This is a genomic window from Sanguibacter sp. Z41_6, from assembly GCF_059621145.1.
The window spans coordinates 327,722-350,683 of record NZ_JCAQIF010000004.1; the positions used below are offsets into that span (position 1 = coordinate 327,722).

Sequence of the window (22,962 nt, forward strand, 5' to 3'; positions counted from 1 at the left end):
TCAGCGGTCCGGCCCGTGCCGTGTCATGTGCTGCGCCGTCAGTCGAGCTGGGCCATGATCGACGCGAGCATGTAGCTGCGCGTGTTGCCGTCGTCGATGGTGTCGTCGGACAGCTCGCGCGCGGCGACGAGGGCCTCCTCGGCAGCCTCCGGCCCGGCGAGGGCGGAGTACATGAGGAGGAAGTCGCCGAACATGACCTCGTAGCTGTCCGATCCGCCGAGCTCGGACTCGAGGTTCACCGCGATGCGCTCCGGGTCGCTCGCCAGGTACGCGCTCACGGGGCTCATGGGGAGCACGACGATGCCGAGCATGGCGCCCGGCTCGGCGCTGAACCACGTCGCGTAGTCACGCTTGCCGCCCCACACGAGGCTCGTGACGGTGTAGTCGAAACCGTCGTAGACGGGTTCGTCGAGCGGGAAGTTCGTCCAGTAGGCCGACGACGACGCAGCCTCGGCCGAGAGCATCCACCGGGCCTGCTCCGCCAGGCCGTCGTTGCCGCTCGCCGCTGCCCAGAGCCCGAGCCCGTTCCATGCCGTGACGGCCTCGGAGCTCGACTCCTGGTTGTTGCCATCGGCGAACGGGGACATGCCGGACGCCCACGAGTGGCCCTTGTAGACGTCGAAGGCACGCAGCGCCGGCACCTCCTCGGAGGTCGCGGGCGACGCGATGTCCGCCGCGAGGACGTCCATCACCGGTCGCAGCTGCTCCGCGAGCGCAGGGTCGTCCGCGGCGAGGACGCCCGCGGAGTAGAGGAAGTACCCGTAGTGGAAGTGGTGGTCGTTGAACTCCTCGGACCCGAACGACGCCGTGAGTCCCACGACGCCCCGCATCACGTCGTCGTAGACGAAGCACCGCGCCTCGCGTGTGTCGCACCCGTCGGGCTCGGCCCACTCGGAGATCCGGGCCTCGAGGTCCTCCCGCAGGGGCGCCGCGACGTCGTCGAGACCGAGCTCCTCGGCGAGGACGAGGAGGTTCGTATCGCGGTACAGCGCCTTGCCGCCGAAGTAGGTGTCGGAGGGGGCTGCCGGGATCGCGGCGATGTCCGCACGAACCTGCTCGGCGAGCTCGGCGCGGTGCTCGTCGCTCAGGCCCTCGAGGTCGAGGGCCCCTTGCGGCTCCACGACGGGCACGCCCCACGACAGCTCCGTGCCGGAGCACAGCTGCACGGTGCCGTAGACGGTGTCGTAGGTGCCGAGGTCGCAGTCGTCCCCCTCGCCGGCCGACTGCTCCTGGTGGGGCATCCGGACGATCGCCGTGGGGTCGCCGGACGCCGTGGTGTACGTGACGGTCGTGGTCGACGCACCGTCATCGATGCCGTAGCTGGAGCCTGTGCCCGTGACGGGGCTCGCCGCCAGCTCGACGAGAGCCGCGAGCGCCTCGTCGTCCGACGCTCCGTCGGCGGCGTCGGGCGCGACGACGACCGTCGCGACCTGACCGGCGGTGAGCGCCAGGGTAGAACCCTTCAGCGTGCCTGTCGTGGAGAGCCCGTAGGTCTGCTCCCCGACGGTCGCGCTCGGGACGTCCCCGTCCGAGAACGGGACGGATAGCGAGACGTCCTGGTCGACGGCCGCGGTGTAGCTGACGAACGGCGACCCCTCGACGACGATCACGCTGCCGAGGTCGGCGCCGGCGTCGTCGCGCAGGGTCATCGTCACGCTCGCCGTGTCGTACGCGGTGACCGCGAACGACGCCGCCCCCACGTCGAGGCCGACGTCTTCCAGAGCAGGAGCGATGATCCCCTTCTCGCTCGTCAGGGGCATCGGGAGACCCACTGCGAACCCGGAGGCGGTGGGGGTGTAGGCGAGCGGCATGGGGAACACGGGCATCGGCTTGTCGCCGAACACGAGTCCGGAGAACCATCTGTTCGTCGGCGGCAGGAGCCCGTCGTCGAGCCGCATCGTCGGTGGTTCCTTCTCCTCCTCCTCCCACTGCCGCACCGGGAGGGCCGCGACGAGGGCGTCCACGTCGTCGATCGATGCTTCAGCCACGGGCCCGTCCGGCGGCTTGGGTGCGCTCTCCGCATCGTCCGAGCCGCAGGCGGTCATCGTCAGCAGCACTCCGGCCAGAACGGTGGCAGGGAGGGCTGTCGCGAGGGCCCGCATCAGATGCCGATCTTTCGCAGGAAGGACTCGGCGCTGTGCTGCACGTCGGCCATGACGCCGTCGTCCCGCAGCTGGACGCTCGCCGTGACGGGGACGCCCGGCGTGATGAGGCCGTTCTCTGCGCCGCGCTCGAGCGCGGGGCTGACGATCTGGATGACGGCCTCGGCACGGTTGGCGTTCGTCACGACCTCGATGGTGTCGACGCTCCCCTCGATCTCGGTCTGGTTGGGCAGGACGAGCGTGACGTGGGCGCCGGGCTCGAGACGCTCGTAGTCCGTCGGGTCGAGCGAGAACTCGGCGCGGACGAACAGCGACTCGGCGCGCTCGATCCCGGCGAGGACACGGCCGGCCTGGACGAACGCCCCGGGGGCGACGTCGATGGTCTTGACGATGCCGTCCTCGGGAGCGACGAAGGTCATCGTCCCGTCCGGTGTCACCTGGAAGGGCGCCGCGTCGGCACGCACGAGCCCGATCGCGAGGTCGTGGGCGAGGGCCTGGCTCTGGACGGAGACGACGGGGTCACCTGCGGCGACCGTGTCGCCCGGCTCCACGAACCGCTCGACGACGGTGCCCGCGTAGTCGGTGCCGAGCTCCACCTCCGCAGCTCCGATGGACGCGCTGCCGCTGCTCACCTGGGTGATACGGCGGTTGAGGATGATCGTGAAGGCGGCGACGACGGCGAGGATGAGGACGAGGCCGAGCAGGACACGGAAACGGTTGGACCAGGTCATCGGGCACCTCCGGTAGGGGCGGTCACGGTCTGTGCGGGGGCGGCGACGCGGCGGCCGGCCGACGAGGCCCGGCCGGGCTTCGCGGCACGCTTCTCGGCGCGGTTGGCCGCAGCGAGGGAGTGCGCCTCCTTCATCGCGGTGACGACGAACGCACCGAGGATGAGGGCGTTGGTCGCGTTCCATGCGAGGGCGAGACTGAGGGACCCGTCGTTCCAGTCCTTCCATGCCCCGACGATCGTCGTGAGGAGGAGGAACCAGAAGAACAGCACCTGCGGGACCATGAAGTTGAACGGGGACTTGGCGCGGCCGGCGGCGCCGGTGACGTGCCACTTCTGCTCCTTGCGGCAGATCGCGTTCCACAGGGCCTTGGTGTAGATGGGGAACGAGACGCTCGCGAGCATGAGGACCTCCCAGCGGAAGGACCCGAGGGTGAGGAACGCGATGGCGATCTGCATGACGTAGAAGCCGGCGTAGTAGAGCAACCAGGTCCCGGTTCCGATGGTGAGGTTCATCGGTGTGAGGTCGAAGAAGATCTGCAGCGGCGGGACGATGAGCAGGAGCAGGGGCGTGATCCCGGCCAGGTAGTGCGTCGCGGTCACCGTGTACTGCAGCCGCTGGTCCATGGTGAGCTTGCGGCGCAGGCCGAGCGGGTTCTGCTGGAGCATGATCTCGAACCCGCCGGTCGCCCACCGCAGCTGCTGCTTGGTGTACGCCTCGATCGTCTCCGGGGTGTCACCGACGGCGAGGGTCATGGGGATGTAGACGGAGCGCCATCCCCGCTCGTGGAGCATGAGCGAGGTCCACACGTCCTCCGACTTGGAGTCGGTGTGCATGCCGCCGATGTCGTTGATCGCGGCGCGCCGGAAGATGACGTTCGTGCCCACGCAGAAGGCCGCGTTGAAGCGGTTGCGACCGGGCTGGATGAACTTGTAGAACACGGCCTGCATGTACCCCGCGCCGCGGGAGATGAGGTTGTTGAGGTTGCCGTAGGTCTGCGGCGTCTGGACGAACGCGACGTGGTCGTTGATGAAGAACGGCACCGTCTCGACGAGGAAGTTCGGCCTGGGCACGAAGTCGGCGTCGAAGATCGCGAAGAAGTCGCCCTTGCTCAGGGCGAGGGCGTGGTTGACGTTGCCCGCCTTGGCGCCGTTGTTCGACAACCGGCGCACGTACCGCGCCCCGAGGTCCCCGGCGAGGTCGCGGACGGCGTCGGACTTGCCGTCGTCGAGGATCCACACGGTGTGGCGGCCGCGGATCTGCAGGGCCGCCGTGACGGTCTTGCGGATGACGTCGAGGGGTTCGCCGTACGTCGTGATGAACACGTCGACGACGATCGGCTTGTCGTGGAGGTAGAGGGTCCAGTCCCAGGGGCGCGTCTCGGCCTTGTCGCGGATGATCTCCGCGACGTCGTGGAGCCGGTCCTGCGCGTCGTAGAACGCGAAGTCCCGGGGGTTGTAGCCGCTGGAGAGGATCGTCCACATGGCGAGGAGCGCCTGGAGGACGAGGATCGTCTCGGCCGTGATGACGAGCGCGTAGGGCAGGGCGTCACCGACGTTGGCAGGGTTGAGCAGGAAGATCGAGTAGGCGAGGACGCCGAGGGTCGCGAGGAGCACAACCATCATGAGCGACGGGGAGTGCCCGACGTGGGTGGCGCCGGAGTCGTCGGAGTCGGGGAGGGCGGACTCGTCGTCCGCGACGCCGAGCGCACTGTGCAGGCGCTTCTGGGCGAGCACGTCGCCCGAGATGTTCTCGGTACGGCGTGGGGTGACGACGAGTCGTTCGAATTCGGAGACGGCCACTGTGGCCCCCTAACTGGTCCGGGCTCGTTCTGAGCGAGTCAGCGACTGGGGGACGGCGGCAGCTCTGGCGACGTCGGTTGCGACGGGCGACAGGTGCGTGGTGGCGGTTCCTGTCGGGACCCTCGACGGTGGAGGTTGAGTTGTGTGCGATGAGCCTCCGGCTCGTCGCTAAGCAGGAAACGTAACTCGATAACGTTGGCCATGAGGGTTTTAGGACGTGACAAACGTCACAGAGATTCCACCCGTGATCTGGCAGTATCCTTCCGCGCGTCGCGATATAAGGGCTTCTTCAACAACCCCTCATGAGAGCGTTTACTCGGACGCTGACCAGCACTGTTGAGGAACGCTCGGGAACGGCCTGGAACGGGGTACGGCCCACGGGCGTCGTCCGGCGCGCGACGTATGTCCGGTGCGTGAGTGCTCCGGACGCGCACGTGGCGCCGCGGATGCGCGTGGAAGCGCGTCCATCATGTGGACGCGTCGGGGCTCACGGCACGGGCTGCCGACCCCCACGAGGCACCACGCGGGGGGTCGGCAGCGGCGTGGGTCACAGCTGGGGAGCGACCTCGCGGGCGACGAGCTCGAGGTGGTCGAGGTCGTGCAGGTCGAGCACCTGGAGGTAGACGCGTGTCGCGCCCAGGCCGGCGACGTGGGCGAGGCGCTCGACGGCCTCGTCGACGGTGCCGGCGATCCCGTGCTCCCGCAGCTCTGCGGGCTCACGGCCGATCGCCTCGGCGCGCCGGACGAACTCCGCCTCGTCCTTGCCGACGCACAGCACGAGCGCAGCAGAGTACGTGAGGTCGTCGGGGGCGCGGCCGATCTCCTCGCACGCCGACCGGACGCGCGCGAACTGCCCGGCGATCGCGTCGATCTCCGGGAACGCGGCGTTGAACTCCGTCGCGAACCGCGCGGCGATCGCCGGCGTCCGCCTGGGCCCGCCGCCGCCGACGATCACGGGGACGCGCTCCTGGACGGGCTTGGGCAATGCCGGGGCGTCGGTGAGCGTGTAGTGGTCCCCGCTGAAGGAGTACGTCTCCGCGACAGGCGTCTCCCACAGCCCTGTGATGATCTCGAGCTGCTCCTCGAGGATGCCGAAGCGCTTCGCGGGGAACGGCACCCCGTACGCCTCGTGCTCACGCTGGAACCACCCCGTGCCGAGCCCGAGCTCGACGCGCCCGCCGCTCATGTCGTCGACCTGCGCGACCTGGATGGCGAGCAGACCGGGGTGCCGGAACGTCACGGGCGTGACGAGGGTGCCGAGGCGGATGCGGGAGGTCTCGCGGGCGAGGGCTGCGAGGGTGAGCCAGGCGTCGGACGGGCCGGGGAGCCCGTCCCCGCTCATGGTGAGCACGTGGTCGGAGCGGAAGAAGGCGTCGTAGCCGAGCTCCTCCGTCGCGCGGGCGACGGCGAGGAGGTCGGCGTGCGAGGCGCCCTGCTGGGGTTCGGTGAAGATTCTCAGGTCCATCGGACCAGCCTAGGCGCGCTCCGCCGGACGCCGGTCGAGCCCACGCCACCTGCGGGGCACGGCCATGTCGGCCACCGTCATCACAGCGTGTGCCGCGAGCGTCCACCCGATGACGCGCCGGGACCGTCCGCTGCGACCCTCCGACGCACCTCGTCGGAGCAGCGCAGCCGCGCCGGCAACGAGCGCGACGAGCTCCACGCCGGACAGCACCCAGTAGGCGGCGGGCCGGTGGATCCACATCCGCTGCAGGTCGTCGAGCACGCTCCGCTCGGCCGGCTCGGTCGTGAGGGACGACCACACGCTGCGCACGAACGTCTGGGGCTCCACCCGACGCACGCCGGGCAGGTCCGACGGGTCGAGCCAGCCCTCGGCGACCTCGGCCGCCTGCTCGGGCAGGCCGAGGAGGCGCAGCACGTCGGTGAACGGGTCGTCGCGGTCCGGGTCGTCGAGGACGTCGCGCAGCTGCGCCGCCGCGACGGGTCCGAGCCCGAACTCGCGCGCGAGCGGCACGGGGTCGGCCCGGGGTGGGTCGTAGAAGTCGAACACGAGCGTCGTCACGTCCGCCTCGGGCTCGACGCCCTCCGACGGCTCGACGCGCATCCAGCGCGGACCCCACTCGTGGGCGGCGAGGATCGTGCCGTCCCGCATGACGCCGAGGCGGCGCCACGCGCCGTTGCGCTCGAGGCCGACGTGCGCGCTGCGCGACGGGTAGGTCGCCACGGCCCCGAGGTCCGCGCCGGGCTCGACGCCGGCCACGACGGCAGCTCCGTCGATCGTCGCGAACCACAGGGCGGAGTCCGCGACGCGCGCGACGTGCGGGGCCTCGGTGGAGCGCCACCGTCCGACGACCGCGCCCGACCGCTGATGGATGACGAGACCGACGGCGTCGTCGTGGGTGGGCTCGTCGGGGAGCTCGAGCTCGTCCCCGATCGAGCACGCGACGTCGAGCGCCCGCCCGAGGTACGTCACGACGTCGTCGCGCGTGAGGGAGGGGTACGGGCCGCTGACGGGGTTCTCGTCCGGCGCCCAGCGCAGCACCCGGCCGTCGCTCCACCCCAGGGTCCGCGCGACGATCCACCCGGGGGCGCCGAGGAGAGTGCCGTCGAGGACCTCCGCGGGGATACCCAGTTGTGTGAGGACGTCGGCGACCTCGCCGGGTGTCGCGGCAGGCACGTGCTCGATCGCGTCCTCCGAGAGAGCGCCCTCCCCCCGCGGGTCCCGCGGTTCGACGCTGACGTAGACGGGGACGAGCTCGAGCTGGTCGGTGTCGACGGAGACATCGTGCATCACACGAGTGTCACATATCGGGGCGCGGGTTCATGGTCCGATCGAGTTGGTGGCGCACGACGCCATCGTGACCGGAGCGGTCAGCCGGCGGCGAGGTGCGCGGCCAGACCGGCTCCGAGCCGGGTGCGTACATCCGCGACCTGGCCGTCCCAGTCGTCGGCGACCTCGTCGAGCGAGGCCATGAGCTCCTCTGACACCCGGCGCCGCATCTCGGCCACGCGGTCGAGCAGACCATGAGGGTCGACGCCGCGCGTCCGCCGGAGCGCATCCATCGCCGCGGCGTTCTCTGGCAGCAGCCCCCGCGAGCGTGACCGCGAGCAGCCGCGGGGCGCTCACTGCTTCTCCTCGTCGCGGATCGCGAGGCTGGCGTCCAGCGCGTCGAGCAGGCGGATGAGCCGCCCGCCCCCTCGTCGCGACCTTGCTCTTGCGCATCGCGCTCGGCGGATCATCCGACGCCGGAAGGGAACAGGCACTCGGCTCACACTGTGCACTCCGGCAACGACAGAACCCCCCGCTCGGAGCCCTTCCGGGCACCCGCGGGGGGTTCTGTCACTGCGCGGTCCTGAACGTCGTCGGGACCCACTGGCGGTAGCGGTGAGATTCGAACTCACGGTGGACTTTCACCCACACACGCTTTCGAGGCGTGCTCCTTAGGCCACTCGGACACGCTACCTCGCCGAGAACAGTACCTGCCGGTGACCCCAAGCTCCCAATCGGCGGGGCTGTGCGGCTCGCGGGGCGCCGCCCGGCACGCCTGAGCGCCTCGCAGGTGGGAGTCGTAGCCTGAATGACGTGGATACCGTCAGCCTCCGTACTGCCCCCGACCTGGCTCCCGGTCTCACCGCAGACCTCGAGCGACTCGTCGACCTCCTCGACGGCCGGACGATCGCCGCGCTCACCGGCGCGGGCGTCTCGACCGACTCCGGCATCCCCGACTACCGCGGCCCCGACTCGCCGCCGCGCACCCCCATGACGTACCAGCAGTTCATCGGCGACCCCGCGTTCCGCCGGCACTACTGGGCGCGCAACCACGTCGGCTGGCAGCACGTGCGGCGCGCCTCACCGAACGACGGGCACCGCGCCCTCGCCGACCTCGAGCGCGACGGTGTCCTCACCGGCCTCATCACGCAGAACGTCGACGGGCTCCACCAGGACGCGGGCAGCCGCAACCTCGTCGACCTGCACGGCACCTACGACCGTGTCATCTGCCTGTCCTGCCACCGGATCGTGTCCCGGGCGTCCCTCGCGGTCCGCCTCGAGGAGGCCAACCCGGGGTTCGTCGAGTCCGTGGGTAACGTCGCGGACATCGAGATCGCGCCTGACGCCGATGCCGTCATCGAGTCCACCGCCCACTTCCGCCCCGTGGACTGCGAGGTGTGCGGTGGGATCCTCAAGCCGGACATCGTCTACTTCGGGGAGAGCGTGCCCAAGGAGCGGGTCGCGCGGGCGTTCGCGATGGTCGACGCCGCGGACGCGCTGCTCGTGGCGGGCTCGTCGCTCACCGTCCACTCGGGCCTGCGGTTCGTCAAGCACGCCGCGAAGGCCGGGATGCCGGTGGCGATCGTCAACCGCGGCACCACCCGCGGCGACCCGCTCGCCACCTTGAAGCTCGACGCCGGCACCACCGAGGTCCTCACGTACCTGCGCGGTGCGCTCCGAAGAACTCCCTGAGCAACGCCGCGCACTCGTCCTCCCGGACTCCCCCGAGCACCTCGACGCGGTGGTTCATCCGGCGGTCCCGCACGATGTCCCACACCGACCCGGTCGCGCCCGCCTTGTCATCCCACGCGCCGAGGACGAGCCGCGGCACGCGGGCGAGCAGGATCGCGCCCGCGCACATCGCGCACGGCTCGAGCGTCACGACGAGCGTGCAGCCCTCGAGCCGCCACTCCCCCACGGCCGCCGCCGCCTCGCGCAGCGCGAGCACCTCGGCGTGCGCCGTCGGGTCCCCCGTGGCCTCGCGCGCGTTGTGCCCGCGCCCGACGACGGACCCGTCCGGACCGAGCACGACGGCCCCGACCGGCACGTCGCCCGTGCCCGGCGCGAGCCGGGCCTCGTCGAGGGCAAGACCCATCGCGCTGCGGTACCGCCCGTCGTCGTGCATGGTCGCCATTATCACTGCAGGTCGCGGCCTGACGCGGGTTACCGCACGGTACGGTTGGCCCATGCGCCTGCATGTCGCGGACCACCCGCTCGTCGCCCACAAGCTCACCGTCCTCCGCAACGAGGAGACGTCGTCACCGACGTTCCGGCTCCTCGTCGACGAGCTCGTCACGCTGCTCGCCTACGAGGCGACCCGTGACGTGCGCACCGTGCCGCGCACCATCCGCACGCCGGTGGCCGAGACGGTCGGGACGGCCATCGCGGACCCGCGCCCCCTCGTCGTGCCGATCCTGCGCGCCGGGCTCGGCATGCTCGATGGCATGACCCGCCTGCTGCCCACGGCCGAGGTCGGCTTCCTCGGCATGCAGCGCAACGAGGAGACGCTCGAGGCCATCACGTACGCCAACCGGCTGCCCGACGACCTCACCGGCCGTCAGTGCTTCCTCCTCGACCCGATGCTCGCGACCGGCGGGACGCTCGTCGCCGCCATCGACTTCCTCCTCGAGCGCGGCGCGCGGGACGTCACCGCGGTGTGCCTGCTCGCCGCACCCGAAGGGCTCAAGGTCCTCGAGAGCGCGATCGGCGACCGGGCCGACGTGATGATCGTCGTCGCGGCGATCGACGAGCGCCTCGACGAGAACTCCTACATCGTGCCGGGCCTCGGCGACGCGGGCGACCGGCTCTACGGCGTCGTCGACTGACCAGGGAATGAGACATTCAGGTCTTGTCATTGAGATCTGACCCCACCGCTGCGACAGTTCTGGAATGACCTGCACGCGCCTGACCGACGCCACCGCCCCGGTGCGCCTCGTCATGCCCGCGTGCAGCTGTGCGTGTTGTCGGCTCTGACCCTCCCTCAGACCACCCGACACGTCCCCCCTCTGCTGGGGACCCCACGCATACCCGGAGAGTGCCATGACGGCCCCCACCCCTGCCCTTCCCGTCCCCACGTCCCAGCCCGGATTCCTCCTGTGGGTCGGCGTCGACCCACAGCGGCGGCACCACGGGCAAGAGCTCGTCGAACTCGCTGAGACACTCGGCGAGCTCGCCCGCGAGCTCCTCCCGACCGCCGAGACGTTCATCGCGCTGTCCCTCGCCCAGGCCCGACGGCGCGGTGCGCCGCACCTCGACCTCGCCTCGCTCCAGGACCGGCTCGCACACCTCGACGTCGTCGAGCACGTTCCCGCACCCCGGGCCCTCCCGCAGTTCGACGACGTCCCACCCCGGGTGCAGATCGACCTCGGTGCCCGGCGCGTGAGCGTCGGAGGAACCGAGCGTCACCTCACCTCCAAGGAGTTCGGGCTCCTCGCCTACCTCATCGGCGCCACCGGCCGGACGGTGTCCCGGGCCGAGCTCACCCGGTCCGTCTGGGGAGCGCGCGACGGGGACGGGACGTCCCGCACGATCGACGTCCACGTGCGGCGCCTGCGGGACAAGCTCGGCCTCGCGGAACAGATCGTCACCATCCGCGGCGCCGGGTACCTCTTCCACCACTCCGACGACGTGGCCGTGACCGGGAGCCCGACCCCTGCCCGCGTCAGCGCCTGACGTCAGGCAGTCGTCAGACGTCAGCGAGGACGAGCGCGCCCACCCGAGCGAACAGGGTCCCACTCTCCGGGTACCAGCCGGTGAGCAGGTACCCGAGTTCCCCGGCCCGGATGAGTCCGTCCGGTGTGGTGACGTGCACGGGCAGCTCGACCACGGCCCCCGCAGCGATGCTGTGGACACCGCAGGCGATCGTCCTCCCCACCGCCGCGCAGTGCGCGCCGTCCGCCAGGTCGCCCAGAACGTACTGCCCCGGCGGGATGCTGAACACCGCGAGCACATCCCGCGCTGCTGTGGACCCGGTGTTCCGGAGCGTCAGCGGGACGCCGTCCCGGTCCGCAGCGAGCGGCACCGGCTCGAGGACGACGAGACCCCGCCCCGGCACGGCATCCTGCGGCTGGTCGAGCACCCCCGCGGCGCGGGCGTCCGACGACGCATGGACGACAGCCGCGAGCGGTGCACCCGACGTGCCCGCGAACGGACCAACCGTGAGCAGGAGGGGCGCGGCGGCGTCCGCCTCCGGGTCGGCCAGGCCGTCGGTCCGGAACGTCGAGACGCTCCGACCCGGAACGGCAGACGCAGCACCCGCCACCGTGCGCCCGTTGATCGCGACCGACCCCGCCGCACCGGTCGCGGCGCTCACGGAGACGTGCCGGGCGCCCGAGGCAGGAAGCGCATGGCTTGATGCCGCGGCCCCCGCCGTGGGACCCGAGAGCAGCGTCACCGTCGCGTCCGGCTGGTCCGCGACGTCATAGACGACGGTCAACGACCATGCGAGATCGGCCGGCACGCGTTGCCCCGACCCCGCGACGACCGCCCAACGCCCCTGGGTGGGGTGGGCAGCGACGAGGTGCGTGACGTCCACCGAAGCCCAGAACGACCGGTCCGGGGTCCCCACGGGGTCGAGCAGTGCGGGGGTCCCGGCGAGCGACCAGGAGCCCGCACCGCCCGCGTCGGTCGTGAGGTCCAGAGCGGTGAGCTCGTCGAGCGTGAGATCGGAGGTGCTGCTCGCGAGCGGCCCGGCCCAGGTGAGCTCCGCGAACCGCACGCTCGAGCCTGTCGGCACCGACAGCAACCGGTCCTCCCCGACGAGGCCCGAGACCTGCGCGCTGCGGAGCGATCCCTCGAGCATCGTGGACGCCGACAGTCCCCGGGCCACGACCGGCAACGTCGTCGCCGGCGACGCCACGGGCGACTCCCCCGCGACCGATGCGAGGGGCTGCACCACCGCCCCGGTCAGCGTCCCGGCGGCCACCTGCACGGGGAGCACGAGCTCTCTCGTCGCGCCCGGGTCGATCCGCGCGTGCGTGCAGCTGGCGGTGTCGACGGGCGTGACGGCGCACGCCCACCCGGGGTCGCTCCCCGGCGCCGTCTCCACGCTGCTCCCACCGGGCCACCCGATCCCGGCGGGCAGCGGGAGCTCCACGACGACGTCGTCCGCCCCGACGTCGCCCGTGTTCGACGCCACCACCGCGACGTGCCCGTCGACCCCGGCGACAAGCTCGGCGACCGGGATCACCTCGACCGACACCGCCGCGGGCGCCGGGTCGACCGTCCGCGTGAACGTCATGCGGTCGCCGTGCGGAGCGCTGCCCAGGTACATCTGTGCGGCGATCTCGACCGTCGCGCTGTGCCGCGGATAGAGATCGACGACGACGACCGCCGACTCACCGGCCTCGATCTCGTCCACGGCGCACCGCACCACGGTCGAGGACGGCACCTCGCCCGGAGACAGCGCCCCGTCCGCAGACGCTGCGGCGCACGTGGCGCCGAGGCTCGTGATGAGCGGGACGGGGACCGCGGTCCCACCTCCGCCGAGCACCGCAGGCAGGAGCTCCAGGACGTCCGGGACCTCGAGCTCGAGCGCGACGTCGGAGGCGAGGGCGTCGCCGTCGTTCGTGAGCGCGATCTCGAGCGACGTGGCCTGCCGTGCCACGAGTCCTCCCGGGGCCGAGAGGTCGACCGCGAGCGCCGCGACGGCCGACGGCGGTGGGGAGGGATCGGACGGGGTGGTCGGCGTGGTGGGGGTGGTCGGGTTCGCGGGGGTGGTGGTGCCAGGTGGGTTCGTCGGGCCAGGCGGGTTCGCGGCGCCGGGCGGGGCTGCCGGGCTTCCCGGCGTCGCTTGGTCGGACGGACGCGACGGCGTCTGCGGTGCAGCGCCGACGGGTGTGGTCCGGGAGTCTGCGGGGAGGGTGGGTGGCACCTGGCCGGACCCCGCGTCCTCGGCCGCGCCCGAGCCTCCTCCCGGAGCGGGCAGGGAGACGCCACCATCGGGCTCCCCGCCGGGCCCGTCGGGACCCGAACCGTGAGGATCGGCACCGTCGGCACCAGCACTGTCGGAACCAGCACTGTCGGGACCAGCACTGTCACGACCGAGACCGTCGGCACCCGGACCGGCCGTGTCGGGCGAGGCGTCACGCTGGCCCGCGCTCGGACCCGACGCCGTCGGCGGCTCACGGTCTTCGCCGAGCACCCCGAGCAGGACCGCGGCGGCAACGAGCGAGCCGACGATCGCGATCCCCACGACGGCGACGAGCAGCGTCGGCAGACCGCTGATCGCCGCGAGCACGCCACCGGAGCTCGCGGCCCCCGTGCCGACGCCCGCTGCGCCACCCGCCGCCCCGGCGGTGCCGGCCGTCCCGCTCCCGGCACCGCTCGCGCTGCTCCCACCGTCGGCGCTGCTCCCACCGTCGGCGCTGCTCCCACCGTCGGCGCTGCTTCCTCCGTCGGCGCTGCTTCCTCCGTTCGCGCCGCTGCCGCCTGTGGTCCCGTCGCCAGCCGCGCCCGCGCCGCTCGCCGCACCCCCGCCCACGGCCACGCCACCCGCCGCGAGCGCCGTCGTCCCCCACAGGGGCAGACCGGTGCCGGCGACGCCCACCGCAGCGAGGCCGAGCACGAGCGGAGCCACGACGGCCCGCATGCCGTGGGACACGTCGGCGAGCTCGAGCAAGAGTTCACGGCACTCGCCGCACTCCTCGAGGTGCGCGTCGACGGTCGCGGTCTCCCGTGCCCCCAGGCCACCGCGCGCATAGGCGCCGAGCAAGGCGTTGGCCGTCCGGCACGACTCGTCCGGAGCTCCGCCGAGGTGCTGCTGGAGATAGGCCTGCCGAAGCCCTTCCCTGGCCCGGTACGCCAACGCTGCGGCACCGTTGGCCGTGAGCCCGAGGAGCGGGGCGACCGCTGCCGGTGCCTGGTTCTCGACCTCGGTGTACCAGAGGATCGACTGCCACCGCTCGGGCAACGAATGGAAGGCGAGGGCGACCGTGGACCGCTCGAACCCGCGCAGCACCGGCTCCTCGGTGGAGGCCATCGGCCCGACGGCCGACTCGAACGCCGCGTCGTCATCGGTGGGGCGCGTCCGCCGCGAGGCGTTGACGAGGTCGAACGCCGTCCGGCGCACCACGGTGAACAGGTACGCGCGGAACGCCACGTCGGGCCCACCTCCGCGGGACATCACCGCGAGAACCTTCGCGAAGGCACCGGCCACGACGTCGTCGGCATCGGCCGGATCCGTGACGTGCTGCCGGGCGACCGACAGTGCCGCACCCGCGTGCCTCTCGTAGAGCAGGCCGAACGCACCGGTCTCGCCGCCACGGACGCTCGCGATGAGCTCGGCGTCCGAGGACGCCTCTCCCCACGCAGGTGTATCTGCTGCCGTCACGCCGCTCCCTCACTACCCGCGATCCACGTCGGTGCAGACCCCGCCCCGCACGTCCGGCTCACGACGCTGTGACCCCGGACACGCCAAGAATAGGTGATCTGCCCCCCGACTCTCCGGCGAGAACCCCGCGCGCCGCTGCGCAGATCACAAAAAACTGCTCAAGTGCCGTCATGACCGTCACCCTCGCGGCTCCCTATCTGTGTGGAGATCCTCGCCGAGGGCGTCACGACGCCGGCTGCTGCCCTGCGCGAGCAGTGGCGCCGCTCGAGCGCGCGCACCGCGTGGTCGCACCCCGACGACTGGGCGCACACGGCCGTCGACGACGTCGTCCACGAGCTCGTCATGCTCGACACCGCGCGCTCACGTGGGGCGGGCACTGCGCAGACCCGCTCGGCAGCGCTCCTGCGTGCCTACGCGGCACTGGGCCTCGCCCGAGCACGCACCGGGTGCGGCATCGGCGAGGCCATCGACGACGTCGCGTGCCTCTACGCGCTGCGCGGCGGACCACCGCCCACCGACGTGCTCCGGGCGGTGTGCGCGGGGTGGACCCAGGGGCAGGCCGAGCCGCCTGCCCAGATGCTCTGGGTCGATGCGGAGTCAGGGCTCGCGACGGTCGCGTACCTCGGGCAGCGCCTCCGGGAGACCTACGGCGCGAGCGACATGCAGGTGCCCGTGCACCACTCGCACCTGCTCGTGTGCGTCGACCTCGAGCTCGGGCCGCTCCCGTCGCTGGTCCGCATCGCACGGTCCGCCGTCGTCGGCCAGAGCATCATGGCGGCGTTCGGTGAGGGGCACCCCGCAGCCGCGCTCGGCCACGGCCGGTTCGTCGTGCTCGCCGAGGTGGACACCGACCTTCCGGCCCGGCTCGCGGAGCTCGGGGTGCGGATCTCGCGCGCGACAGCAGCGCGCGACATCGGGTACGCCACCCGGTGTCCCCCGCGCGTCACGACGTACGAGATGCCCGCGACGTGGGGCGCCGCGGTCGCGCTGCTCGCACGCCTCCAGGGCGTGGAACCCGGCACGGGCGCCTGACGTCCGCGCCGGGCATCGACGCATCCGGCACAACCCGACGACCAGCTCAGCAGCCCGGCGCGCCGTGCGAGCCGGGCCGCCACGTCACTGAGGGGCGTAGGTGAGGCAGTCCGCCATGTCCCCGGGAGCGGAGCCTGCGCCGACGCGGATGGAATCTGCGTGGCACTCGAGCAGCTCGTTGTGGACGCACTCGCCACGCTGGCACGCTCCGACCTGGGCGATGACCTTGTCGAGACCGCCCTTGGTCGACAGCGGGATGAACGTGGCGCACTCAGCGGCCGCGCCGCGGCCACCGACCGTCACCGCTCCGGCGTGGCAGCCGTCGTGGTTGTACCCGCAGGTCTCGACCGAACAGGTGCTCACGTGGGGCAGATCAAGCAGTGCGCTCATGATTCCTCCAGCTGGCTCCGGTGCACGCTGACGTGCTGATATTCCACGGTAGACCCGGAGGACAATTCACGTATAGGCAGCCAGGACTTCCTTACACGGGCGCACAACCGCATTCTTTTCGGCACTCTCCTGGTGCATGAACGGCCCGCGCACCGGCGGCCGTGCCGCCCCGCAGTGCGACGCGCACAGCGCGGGGCTACCGTCGGAACATGGACGACGACCATTCCCCGGCGGACCGCGCGTCCCCGATGGACGACCCGTCCCTCATCGAGGACGAGGCGCACCTCCTCGTGGCAGGCCGGCACGCGAACGTCTATCTCCTCGACGACACGCACGCGGTCCGTCACCTCCACGACCCCTCAGCGACCCACCACAACGTCGCGGTCCTCGAGTACCTCACCGAGGTCGGCTTCCCTGCCCCGCGCATCGTGCGCGCGGTCGGACCCGACCTCGTCATGGTCCGCCTGCACGGGCCGACGCTCCTGCAGGCGCTCGACGCCCGGGAGCTCTCGATGGACGAGGGTGTGCAGGTCCTCGTCGACCTGCACGCACGCCTGCACGCCCTGCCCCTCCCGGCAGACCTCCTCCCGGGAGACGGGTCGGGTCCGGACGACGTGCTCGTCCACCTCGACCTGCACCCCGCGAACGTCTTCATGACCGACGACGGGCCCTACCTCATCGACTGGGACTCGGCGCGCCGGGGACCCGCGGAGCTGGACCTCGCGACGACGGCCATCGTCTTCGGAGAGGTGGCCGTGGACGACAATCCCTTCGCCGTCCCGGCCCACCACATGCTGCGTGCCTTCCTGCGCGCCGTCGGGCCAGGACTGGGCACCCAGCTCGACGCGGCCGCCGCCCTGCGTGCAGCCCGACCCACGCTCGACCCGGAGGAGAGGGCCCTCGTCCCCCGGGCGTGCGACCTCGTGCGGGAAGAGCTCGACCGGCTCTGACCTGCGCACGCTGCTCGCGTGGCGCCGCTCAGCGGGGCGGGCGCCAGAGGACGAGCGCCGAACCTCCGTCGCCGTCGCTCGTCGGCGGCGGCTCCTGCCGTCGCCAGCCGCGCCGGTGGAACCGCTGGCCCCGGCGCACGGCGACGACGTCGCCCGAGGCACCGGCAGCGAAGATGCGTGAGCCCGGGTCCGCGGCGGCGGCGAGGAGGTCGACCTTGTGCTCGAGGCGCCGCACCTCGGCCTCGAGGTCGAGGATCCGCTTGATCCCGGCGAGGTTGATCCCCTCGTCCTGGCTGAGCCGCTGGACCTCGATGAGCTGCGCGACGTCGCGGCGGGAGTACCGCCGCCCCCGGCCCGGTGTCCGCTGCGGCGACACGATGCCGAGCCGGTCGTACTGGCGCAACGTCTGCGGGTGCATCCCCGCGAGCTCGGCAGCACGGGAGATGACGTAGACGGGTTCGTCCTCGCGCGGTGTCCCGTCGTCGAACACGACCTTCATGCGCACCCCCGATCAGTCCCTGGCGCGTGCGAAGAGCTCCTGCCGGACGTCGCCGTCCCCGGTCGCCGCAGCGAACGCCTCCACCGCCTCGCGCGCGGTCTTGTCGAGCTTCTGCGGGACGGCCACCTGGACGGTGACCAGGAGGTCCCCGGTGCCCTTGGCGGACTTCACACCGTGGCCCTTGACGCGCAGCACCCTGCCGGCGGGGGTGCCCTCGGGGATCTTCAGCCGCACGGTCGACCCGTCGAGGGTGGGGACCTGGATCTGGGCTCCGAGCGCCGCCTCGGGGAACGTCACCGGGACGGTCACGCGCAGGTTCTGCCCGTCGAGGGTGAACACGGGGTGCGGGGTGACGGTGACCGTGATGACCAGGTCGCCCGCCGGTCCACCACCGGTGCCGGGGCGTCCCTTCCCCCGGAGCCGGATCTTCTGGCCGTCGCGCACACCCGGGGGGATGCGCGTGGTGAGGGGGCGACCGTCGACGCCGAGCGTCACGGTGGTCCCCTGGACCGCGTCGCGGAAGCTCAGCGTCGTCCTGGCCGCGACGTCCTGCCCTGCCTGCGCCCGCACGTTGGGCCGGAAGCCTGTCTGTCCGCCCCCGCCCCCGCCGCCGCCGAACATCGACGAGAGGATGTCCTCGAAGCCGTCGGGCATGCTGCTGGAGGCACCACCGGCAGGTCGGAAGCCTCCGCGGCTGCCGGAGCTCGCGCCACCGAACATCCCGCCGAAGAGGTCCTCGAAGCCGCCCGCGCCACCTCCACGACCGCCTGGCCCGGCCGCGAACCGGGGGCCGCCACCGGCCATCGCCCGGATCGCGTCGTACTGCTGGCGCTGCTCGGGGTCGGAGAGCACCGAGTAGGCCTCACCGATCTCCTTGAACTTCCCCTCAGCGCTGGTGTCACCGGAGTTCTGGTCCGGGTGGTACTTACGAGCGAGCTTGCGGTATGCCTTCTTGATCTCGGCGTCGTCCGCGGTCTTCGGGACGCCGAGAGCAGCATAGAAGTCCTTTTCGATCCAGTCCTGACCGGTCAAGGCGCCTCCCTTCCGTCATGGTGCACAGGGTGGGGCGACGACGCGCAACCTGCGCCGGAGCCCCTGCGGGGCCGGACCTCGTGGTCCGGCCCCGCAGGTGGATCAGGCCTCGGGGCCGACCACAGCGACGCGCGCCGCACGGACCACCCGGTCACCGATCCGGTACCCGACCTCGATGACGCTCTGCACCGTGGTCGTCGTGGCGTCCGACGACGTCGAGTGCATGAGCGCCTCGTGCTTCATCGGGTCGAACTCCTCGCCTGCCTCGCCGTACATCTCGACGCCGAACCGCACGAGCGCCGCCGTGAGCTTGTCCGAGATCGCCTCGAACGGGCCGGTGAGCTCGCCCGCCTGCTTGGCTCGAGCGATGTCGTCGAGGACGGGCAGCAGCCCGACCAGGACGTCCTCGACGCCGCGCGTCCGCGCAAGCTCCTGCTCACGCTTGGCGCGCTTCGAGAAGTTCGCGTACTCCGCGTTGAGCCGCTGGAGGTCCGCGAGCCGGTCGGCCGACTCGGCCTGCGCCTTCTCGAGGTCGGTCGGCTCGGCTGCGGCCTCCGCGGGGGCGTTCGTGTCGAACGCCTCCTCGGACGGCTCGAAGTCGAGGCCCTCGAGCGGGTCGACGTTCTCGCCGGCACCCTCAGGGTTCTCGGGGGTGCCGTGCTCAGGGGCCGTCACTTCTTGTCATCCTCGTCGTCGACGATCTCGGCGTCGACGACGTCCTCGTCCGAGGCGCCGGGGGCGTCGCCGGTGGGCGCGTCAGCCGCGGGCGCTTCCGCCTGCTGGGCGTAGAGCACCTCGCCGATCTTCTGCGCCACGGTCGTCAGCGCCTCCTGCTTGGCCTTGACGGCACCGATGTCCGTGCCCTCGAGTGCACTCTTGAGCTCGTCGATCGCGCTCTGGACCTCGGTCTTGACGTCCTCGGGCAGCTTCTCGTCGTTGTCCTTGAGCAGCTTCTCCGTGGAGTACGCGAAGCCCTCGGCCTGGTTGCGGGTCTCGGCCTCCTCGCGGCGCGCCTTGTCCTCCGCGGCGTGCTCCTCGGCCTCGCGGACCATGCGGTCGATGTCCTCCTTCGGCAGCGCGGAGCCACCGGTGATGGTCATCTTCTGCTCCTTGCCGGTGCCGCGGTCCTTGGCGCCGACGTGGACGATGCCGTTCGCGTCGATGTCGAACGTGACCTCGATCTGCGGGACCCCACGGGGCGCCGGAGCGATCCCCGTGAGCTCGAACGTACCGAGCGGCTTGTTGTCCCGCGCGAACTCCCGCTCACCCTGGAAGACCTGGATGAGGACGGAGGGCTGGTTGTCGTCCGCCGTGGAGAAGATCTCGCTGCGCTTGGTCGGGATGGCCGTGTTGCGCTCGATGAGCTTGGTCATCACGCCACCCTTGGTCTCGATGCCGAGGGACAGCGGCGTGACGTCGATGAGCAGGACGTCCTTGCGCTCGCCCTTGATGACACCGGCCTGGAGTGCCGCACCGATGGCGACGACCTCGTCGGGGTTGACGCTCTTGTTGGGCTCCTTGCCGCCCGTGAGCTCCTTGACGAGCTCGGTGACGGCGGGCATGCGGGTCGATCCACCGACGAGCACGACGTGGTCGATGTCTCCGAGGGAGATGCCTGCGTCGCGGATGACGGAGTGGAACGGCGCCTTCGTCCGGTCGATGAGGTCCTGCGTCATCTGCTGGAACTGGGCGCGGGTGAGCTTGGAGTCCAGGTGGATGGGCCCGTTCTCGCTCATCGACAGGTACTGCATCGAGATGTTGGTGCTCGTCGCGGAGGAGAGCTCCTTCTTGGCCTGCTCAGCAGCCTCGCGCAGACGCTGGAGCGCGATCTTGTCCTTGGACAGGTCGACACCGGAGGAGTTCTTGACCTCCTTGATGAGGTGCTCGACGATCCGGTTGTCCCAGTCGTCGCCACCGAGGCGGTTGTCGCCGGAGGTTGCGCGGACCTGGATCGTCGAGAAGTCGTCCTCGTCCTTGCCGACCTCGAGCAGGGACACGTCGAAGGTCCCGCCACCGAGGTCGAAGACGAGGATGAGCTCGTCCTCCTTGCCCTTCTCGAGGCCGTACGCGAGCGCGGCAGCGGTGGGCTCGTTGACGATGCGCAGGACGTTGAGCCCGGCGATCTGGCCGGCGTCCTTCGTGGCCTGGCGCTCGGCGTCGTTGAAGTACGCGGGCACGGTGATGACCGCGTCGGTGACGGGCTCGCCCAGGTACTCCTCGGCGTCGCGCTTGAGCTTGCCGAGGATGCGGGCGCTGATCTCCTGCGCCGTGTACTTCTTGTCGTCGATCGTGACCGACCAGTCCGTGCCGATGTGGCGCTTCACCGAGCTGATGGTGCGGTCCACGTTCGTCACGGCCTGGCGCTTGGCGATCTCGCCAACGAGGACGTCACCGGTCTTGGAGAACGCGACGACGGACGGTGTGGTCCGGGCGCCCTCGGCGTTCGCGATGACGGTGGGTTCACCACCCTCGAGGACGGAGACGACGGAGTTGGTGGTACCGAGGTCGATGCCGACTGCACGTGCCATGTCAGTGATGCCTTTCGTTGCGGGCGTCTCGCGGGTGCCGCGGGGGACGGCCTTGCCGGACGAGTGTTCCGTCCGGCGTCATTGAGTCTGTTCGACTCAAGTCTGCACCCGGGACGTCCCGCATGCAAGCGGAGCACCGAAACTTGAGCGCACCAGACTCAATCTTTCCGCTGCCAGCGGAGCTGGACGTCTACCTCGGCTGCGATCGTCTCGACCATCGCGGTGAGGCGCTCCGTTCGCCGGGGCATGGTGTGCCGATAGTGGGCGATGGTGAGCAGGCCCGGGCCGACGAACGCCCACGCGCGGGCACGGGTCCACGTTTGGTCATCAGCCGCCGATGCGACCTGGAGCGCCTCGCGCGCTGGGGCGTCGAAGATGCTCCACGCGTAGAGCAGGTCCACGGACCGGTCGCCGACACCGGCGCCGCCGAAGTCGATCACTCCGGCCAGCCGGCCGTCGGGGTGAGCGAGGAGGTTCTCCGCGGACAGGTCGGTGTGCACCCAGCAGTCGGCTTCGGTGGCCGCGGGGACGTCGCGCAGGCGCCGCCATGCCTCGCGGACGCTCATCGGGTCGAACAGGTCCGCGAGTTCTGCAGCCGCGTCATCGAGCGTGCCTGTAGGTACCGGGCTTGGTCGTGCTCAGTGTCGGTGGAGGCTAGCCACAACGACCTGGTAGCTCTGCGGGCACGACGCGCCGGTGACGCAGGGGGCGCGTCCGGCGCAAGCGGGGGCATGAACCGTCAGCGGACATGGCTCAACCCTCTCGCTCCCTGCGGACCGCCCGTCGCAGCGAGCCGAGGGCGGCGACGAGCGCGGCGCCGAGCACGTACCCCGCCCCCGCGAGGAGCCAGGAGTACACGGCGACGAACGCACCGACGGGGGTCGTGGTGGCTCCCGCCGCGGCGAGCACGACGGCACAGGCTGCCCACGTCCCGCCGAGGACCGCGAACGCCCCACCGAGGACCGTCCACACGCTCGCCCTCGGGCGGTGCTGCTGGGCGTAGTGGCGCAGCCGCCTCGCGCGCTCCTCCTGCTGCCCACGCTCCCGCGCCCTGCGCTGGGCGTCCGAGAGACGGCCCCCGGCCGGCAGGGCCGTGGCCGGTGCGGCCAGGGCGTCGACCGCCCGGGAGAGCCTGCGCCGGGACTGCGCCCAGCCCAGGAGGGCGGCACACGCCGGAGGACCGAGGACGAGGAGCCCGACGCACCAGGCGCTGTCCGCGGCGACGTCCCACGGGAGCGTCGACCCGGTCCCGCGGCGGTAGGAGCTGGCGGCGAGACGCAAGGACCCCACCGAGGACCAGACCGGCACGCTGGCACCGATCGCGCCCGTGACGAGCATCCCGAGGGCGATGACTCCGACGACGAGACGGGCACGCTGCTCGACGGCGCGCCACGGCGCCGTGAGCTCGCCGCTCGACACTCGCTGGATGCTCATGCGGTCACAGTACGCACGGGCACTCCACCTACGCGGCGACGCACCCCTTGTGGTGCTGGACCAGGGCACGGAGCGCGAAGAGTCCGATGCCCACCCAGACGACGTTGACGACCGCGGACGGCCAGGCGCCGTACACGGACGCGCTGACGGAGAGCAGGCCGGCGCCGACGATGTTGAGGCCCTGGAAGGTCCACGAGTCCGAGTCGATGCGCTTCGCGGTGACGAGCCCGTACGCGGTGACGGCGGCGAGTGCGCCGATCCAGCCGATGGCAGTGAGGGTGAGCGAGGCGAGATCGGACATGGCAGTGCTCCAGAAAGGGGGTGTGGGTGGGATCAGGCCGTGCCACCGGCGGGCTCCCGGAAGGGTCTGACACGCCAATGGTGGGCCTCTTTTGCGTTTAGCA

20 protein-coding genes, 1 tRNA gene and 1 pseudogene are annotated in these 22,962 nt (G+C 71.5%); 5 read left to right on the plus strand and 17 right to left on the minus strand.

The genetic code is table 11. The features are described 5' to 3' along the window. Window positions 1–38 precede the first annotated feature (38 nt). The 7 genes from AC54T1_RS11685 to AC54T1_RS11715 all read right to left on the minus strand — a co-directional run bounded on the left by AC54T1_RS11685 (window position 39) and on the right by AC54T1_RS11715 (window position 8,057). Window positions 39–2,102 carry a glycosyl hydrolase gene (locus tag AC54T1_RS11685; protein WP_496912031.1) on the minus strand — a complete coding sequence of 688 codons (2,064 nt, stop codon included), beginning with the start codon at window positions 2,100–2,102 and terminating at the stop codon, window positions 39–41. Beyond that, window positions 2,102–2,833: an efflux RND transporter periplasmic adaptor subunit gene (locus tag AC54T1_RS11690; protein ID WP_496912032.1), complete on the minus strand. Its 732-nt coding sequence runs from the start codon at window positions 2,831–2,833 to the stop codon at window positions 2,102–2,104. Before AC54T1_RS11690 ends, AC54T1_RS11685 begins: the two co-directional genes overlap by 1 nt. Further along, window positions 2,830–4,632, minus strand: a complete 1,803-nt coding sequence (locus tag AC54T1_RS11695) for a glycosyltransferase family 2 protein (protein ID WP_496912033.1) — start codon at window positions 4,630–4,632, stop codon at window positions 2,830–2,832. The genes AC54T1_RS11690 and AC54T1_RS11695 overlap by 4 nt, the downstream gene beginning before the upstream one ends. A gap of 547 nt (window positions 4,633–5,179) precedes the next feature. Next, a complete protein-coding gene (locus AC54T1_RS11700; RefSeq protein WP_496912034.1) occupies window positions 5,180–6,097 on the minus strand; it encodes an LLM class F420-dependent oxidoreductase in 918 nt (305 codons plus the stop codon). A 9-nt stretch (window positions 6,098–6,106) separates the two neighbouring features. Then, window positions 6,107–7,384 (minus strand): hypothetical protein, encoded by a 1,278-nt coding sequence (locus AC54T1_RS11705; protein ID WP_496912035.1) that lies wholly within the window; start codon window positions 7,382–7,384, stop codon window positions 6,107–6,109. An 80-nt stretch (window positions 7,385–7,464) separates the two neighbouring features. Next, a complete protein-coding gene (locus AC54T1_RS11710) occupies window positions 7,465–7,656 on the minus strand; it encodes a hypothetical protein (RefSeq protein WP_496912036.1) in 192 nt (63 codons plus the stop codon). Window positions 7,657–7,967: 311 nt separating this feature from the next. Further along, window positions 7,968–8,057 (minus strand) — tRNA-Ser (locus AC54T1_RS11715). A gap of 152 nt (window positions 8,058–8,209) precedes the next feature. Here AC54T1_RS11715 and AC54T1_RS11720 point away from each other — a divergent pair. After that, on the plus strand, window positions 8,210–9,055 hold the full coding sequence (locus tag AC54T1_RS11720; RefSeq protein WP_496912077.1) for an NAD-dependent protein deacetylase: 846 nt from the start codon (window positions 8,210–8,212) through the stop codon (window positions 9,053–9,055). On the opposite strand, the gene AC54T1_RS11725 is transcribed toward AC54T1_RS11720, so the two are convergent. After that, window positions 9,018–9,488, minus strand: coding sequence for a nucleoside deaminase (locus AC54T1_RS11725; RefSeq protein ID WP_496912037.1), 471 nt, complete (start codon window positions 9,486–9,488; stop codon window positions 9,018–9,020). The two genes, AC54T1_RS11720 and AC54T1_RS11725, sit on opposite strands and share 38 nt — an antisense overlap. A gap of 61 nt (window positions 9,489–9,549) precedes the next feature. Between AC54T1_RS11725 and upp the strand changes: the two genes are divergently transcribed. Continuing rightward, window positions 9,550–10,188 carry a uracil phosphoribosyltransferase gene (upp, locus tag AC54T1_RS11730; protein WP_496912038.1) on the plus strand — a complete coding sequence of 213 codons (639 nt, stop codon included), beginning with the start codon at window positions 9,550–9,552 and terminating at the stop codon, window positions 10,186–10,188. 214 nt (window positions 10,189–10,402) lie between these two features. Continuing rightward, window positions 10,403–11,035 (plus strand): winged helix-turn-helix domain-containing protein, encoded by a 633-nt coding sequence (locus AC54T1_RS11735; protein ID WP_496912039.1) that lies wholly within the window; start codon window positions 10,403–10,405, stop codon window positions 11,033–11,035. Window positions 11,036–11,048: 13 nt separating this feature from the next. Here AC54T1_RS11735 and AC54T1_RS11740 read toward each other — a convergent pair whose 3' ends face one another. Next, a complete protein-coding gene (locus AC54T1_RS11740) occupies window positions 11,049–14,693 on the minus strand; it encodes a sigma-70 family RNA polymerase sigma factor (protein ID WP_496912040.1) in 3,645 nt (1,214 codons plus the stop codon). 201 nt (window positions 14,694–14,894) lie between these two features. On the opposite strand from AC54T1_RS11740, the gene AC54T1_RS11745 reads away from it, so the two are divergent. Continuing rightward, window positions 14,895–15,725, plus strand: coding sequence for a hypothetical protein (locus AC54T1_RS11745; protein ID WP_496912041.1), 831 nt, complete (start codon window positions 14,895–14,897; stop codon window positions 15,723–15,725). 84 nt (window positions 15,726–15,809) lie between these two features. On the opposite strand, the gene AC54T1_RS11750 is transcribed toward AC54T1_RS11745, so the two are convergent. Continuing rightward, on the minus strand, window positions 15,810–16,115 hold the full coding sequence (locus AC54T1_RS11750) for a DUF1540 domain-containing protein (protein ID WP_496912042.1): 306 nt from the start codon (window positions 16,113–16,115) through the stop codon (window positions 15,810–15,812). 209 nt (window positions 16,116–16,324) lie between these two features. On the opposite strand from AC54T1_RS11750, the gene AC54T1_RS11755 reads away from it, so the two are divergent. Continuing rightward, window positions 16,325–17,065 carry a phosphotransferase gene (locus tag AC54T1_RS11755; RefSeq protein WP_496912043.1) on the plus strand — a complete coding sequence of 247 codons (741 nt, stop codon included), beginning with the start codon at window positions 16,325–16,327 and terminating at the stop codon, window positions 17,063–17,065. Window positions 17,066–17,093: 28 nt separating this feature from the next. Here the strand turns inward: AC54T1_RS11755 and AC54T1_RS11760 are convergent, their stop codons facing one another. The 7 genes and pseudogenes from AC54T1_RS11760 to AC54T1_RS11790 all read right to left on the minus strand — a co-directional run bounded on the left by AC54T1_RS11760 (window position 17,094) and on the right by AC54T1_RS11790 (window position 22,859). Next, on the minus strand, window positions 17,094–17,564 hold the full coding sequence (locus tag AC54T1_RS11760) for a heat shock protein transcriptional repressor HspR (RefSeq protein ID WP_496912044.1): 471 nt from the start codon (window positions 17,562–17,564) through the stop codon (window positions 17,094–17,096). Between the two features lie 12 nt (window positions 17,565–17,576). Then, window positions 17,577–18,596, minus strand: coding sequence for a DnaJ C-terminal domain-containing protein (locus AC54T1_RS11765; protein WP_496912045.1), 1,020 nt, complete (start codon window positions 18,594–18,596; stop codon window positions 17,577–17,579). A gap of 102 nt (window positions 18,597–18,698) precedes the next feature. After that, the gene (gene grpE, locus AC54T1_RS11770; protein WP_484345445.1) at window positions 18,699–19,271 is read right to left on the minus strand and encodes a nucleotide exchange factor GrpE; all 573 of its coding nucleotides are present in this window, start codon (window positions 19,269–19,271) and stop codon (window positions 18,699–18,701) included. Beyond that, window positions 19,268–21,124: a molecular chaperone DnaK gene (dnaK, locus tag AC54T1_RS11775; RefSeq protein WP_496912046.1), complete on the minus strand. Its 1,857-nt coding sequence runs from the start codon at window positions 21,122–21,124 to the stop codon at window positions 19,268–19,270. Before dnaK ends, grpE begins: the two co-directional genes overlap by 4 nt. 158 nt (window positions 21,125–21,282) lie before the next feature. Beyond that, window positions 21,283–21,705: pseudogene (locus AC54T1_RS11780) on the minus strand (phosphotransferase); the annotation flags it as partial. Between the two features lie 172 nt (window positions 21,706–21,877). Beyond that, window positions 21,878–22,558, minus strand: coding sequence for a hypothetical protein (locus AC54T1_RS11785; protein ID WP_496912047.1), 681 nt, complete (start codon window positions 22,556–22,558; stop codon window positions 21,878–21,880). A 28-nt stretch (window positions 22,559–22,586) separates the two neighbouring features. Continuing rightward, on the minus strand, window positions 22,587–22,859 hold the full coding sequence (locus tag AC54T1_RS11790) for a CBU_0592 family membrane protein (RefSeq protein WP_484345441.1): 273 nt from the start codon (window positions 22,857–22,859) through the stop codon (window positions 22,587–22,589). Between the last annotated feature and the right edge of the window lie 103 nt (window positions 22,860–22,962).

Bases quoted from the DNA above. Each gene is read 5' to 3' on its own strand.
- AC54T1_RS11755 (WP_496912043.1), top strand. From the start codon at position 16,325: ATGGACGACGACCATTCCCCGGCGGACCGCGCGTCCCCGATGGACGAC.
- dnaK (WP_496912046.1), bottom strand. From the start codon at position 21,124: ATGGCACGTGCAGTCGGCATCGACCTCGGTACCACCAACTCCGTCGTC.
- AC54T1_RS11710 (WP_496912036.1), bottom strand. From the start codon at position 7,656: ATGGATGCGCTCCGGCGGACGCGCGGCGTCGACCCTCATGGTCTGCTC.
- AC54T1_RS11760 (WP_496912044.1), bottom strand. From the start codon at position 17,564: ATGAAGGTCGTGTTCGACGACGGGACACCGCGCGAGGACGAACCCGTC.
- upp (WP_496912038.1), top strand. From the start codon at position 9,550: ATGCGCCTGCATGTCGCGGACCACCCGCTCGTCGCCCACAAGCTCACC.
- AC54T1_RS11690 (WP_496912032.1), bottom strand. From the start codon at position 2,833: ATGACCTGGTCCAACCGTTTCCGTGTCCTGCTCGGCCTCGTCCTCATC.
- AC54T1_RS11790 (WP_484345441.1), bottom strand. From the start codon at position 22,859: ATGTCCGATCTCGCCTCGCTCACCCTCACTGCCATCGGCTGGATCGGC.
- AC54T1_RS11785 (WP_496912047.1), bottom strand. From the start codon at position 22,558: ATGAGCATCCAGCGAGTGTCGAGCGGCGAGCTCACGGCGCCGTGGCGC.
- AC54T1_RS11705 (WP_496912035.1), bottom strand. From the start codon at position 7,384: ATGCACGATGTCTCCGTCGACACCGACCAGCTCGAGCTCGTCCCCGTC.
- AC54T1_RS11685 (WP_496912031.1), bottom strand. From the start codon at position 2,102: ATGCGGGCCCTCGCGACAGCCCTCCCTGCCACCGTTCTGGCCGGAGTG.
- AC54T1_RS11700 (WP_496912034.1), bottom strand. From the start codon at position 6,097: ATGGACCTGAGAATCTTCACCGAACCCCAGCAGGGCGCCTCGCACGCC.
- AC54T1_RS11725 (WP_496912037.1), bottom strand. From the start codon at position 9,488: ATGCACGACGACGGGCGGTACCGCAGCGCGATGGGTCTTGCCCTCGAC.
- AC54T1_RS11750 (WP_496912042.1), bottom strand. From the start codon at position 16,115: ATGAGCGCACTGCTTGATCTGCCCCACGTGAGCACCTGTTCGGTCGAG.
- AC54T1_RS11735 (WP_496912039.1), top strand. From the start codon at position 10,403: ATGACGGCCCCCACCCCTGCCCTTCCCGTCCCCACGTCCCAGCCCGGA.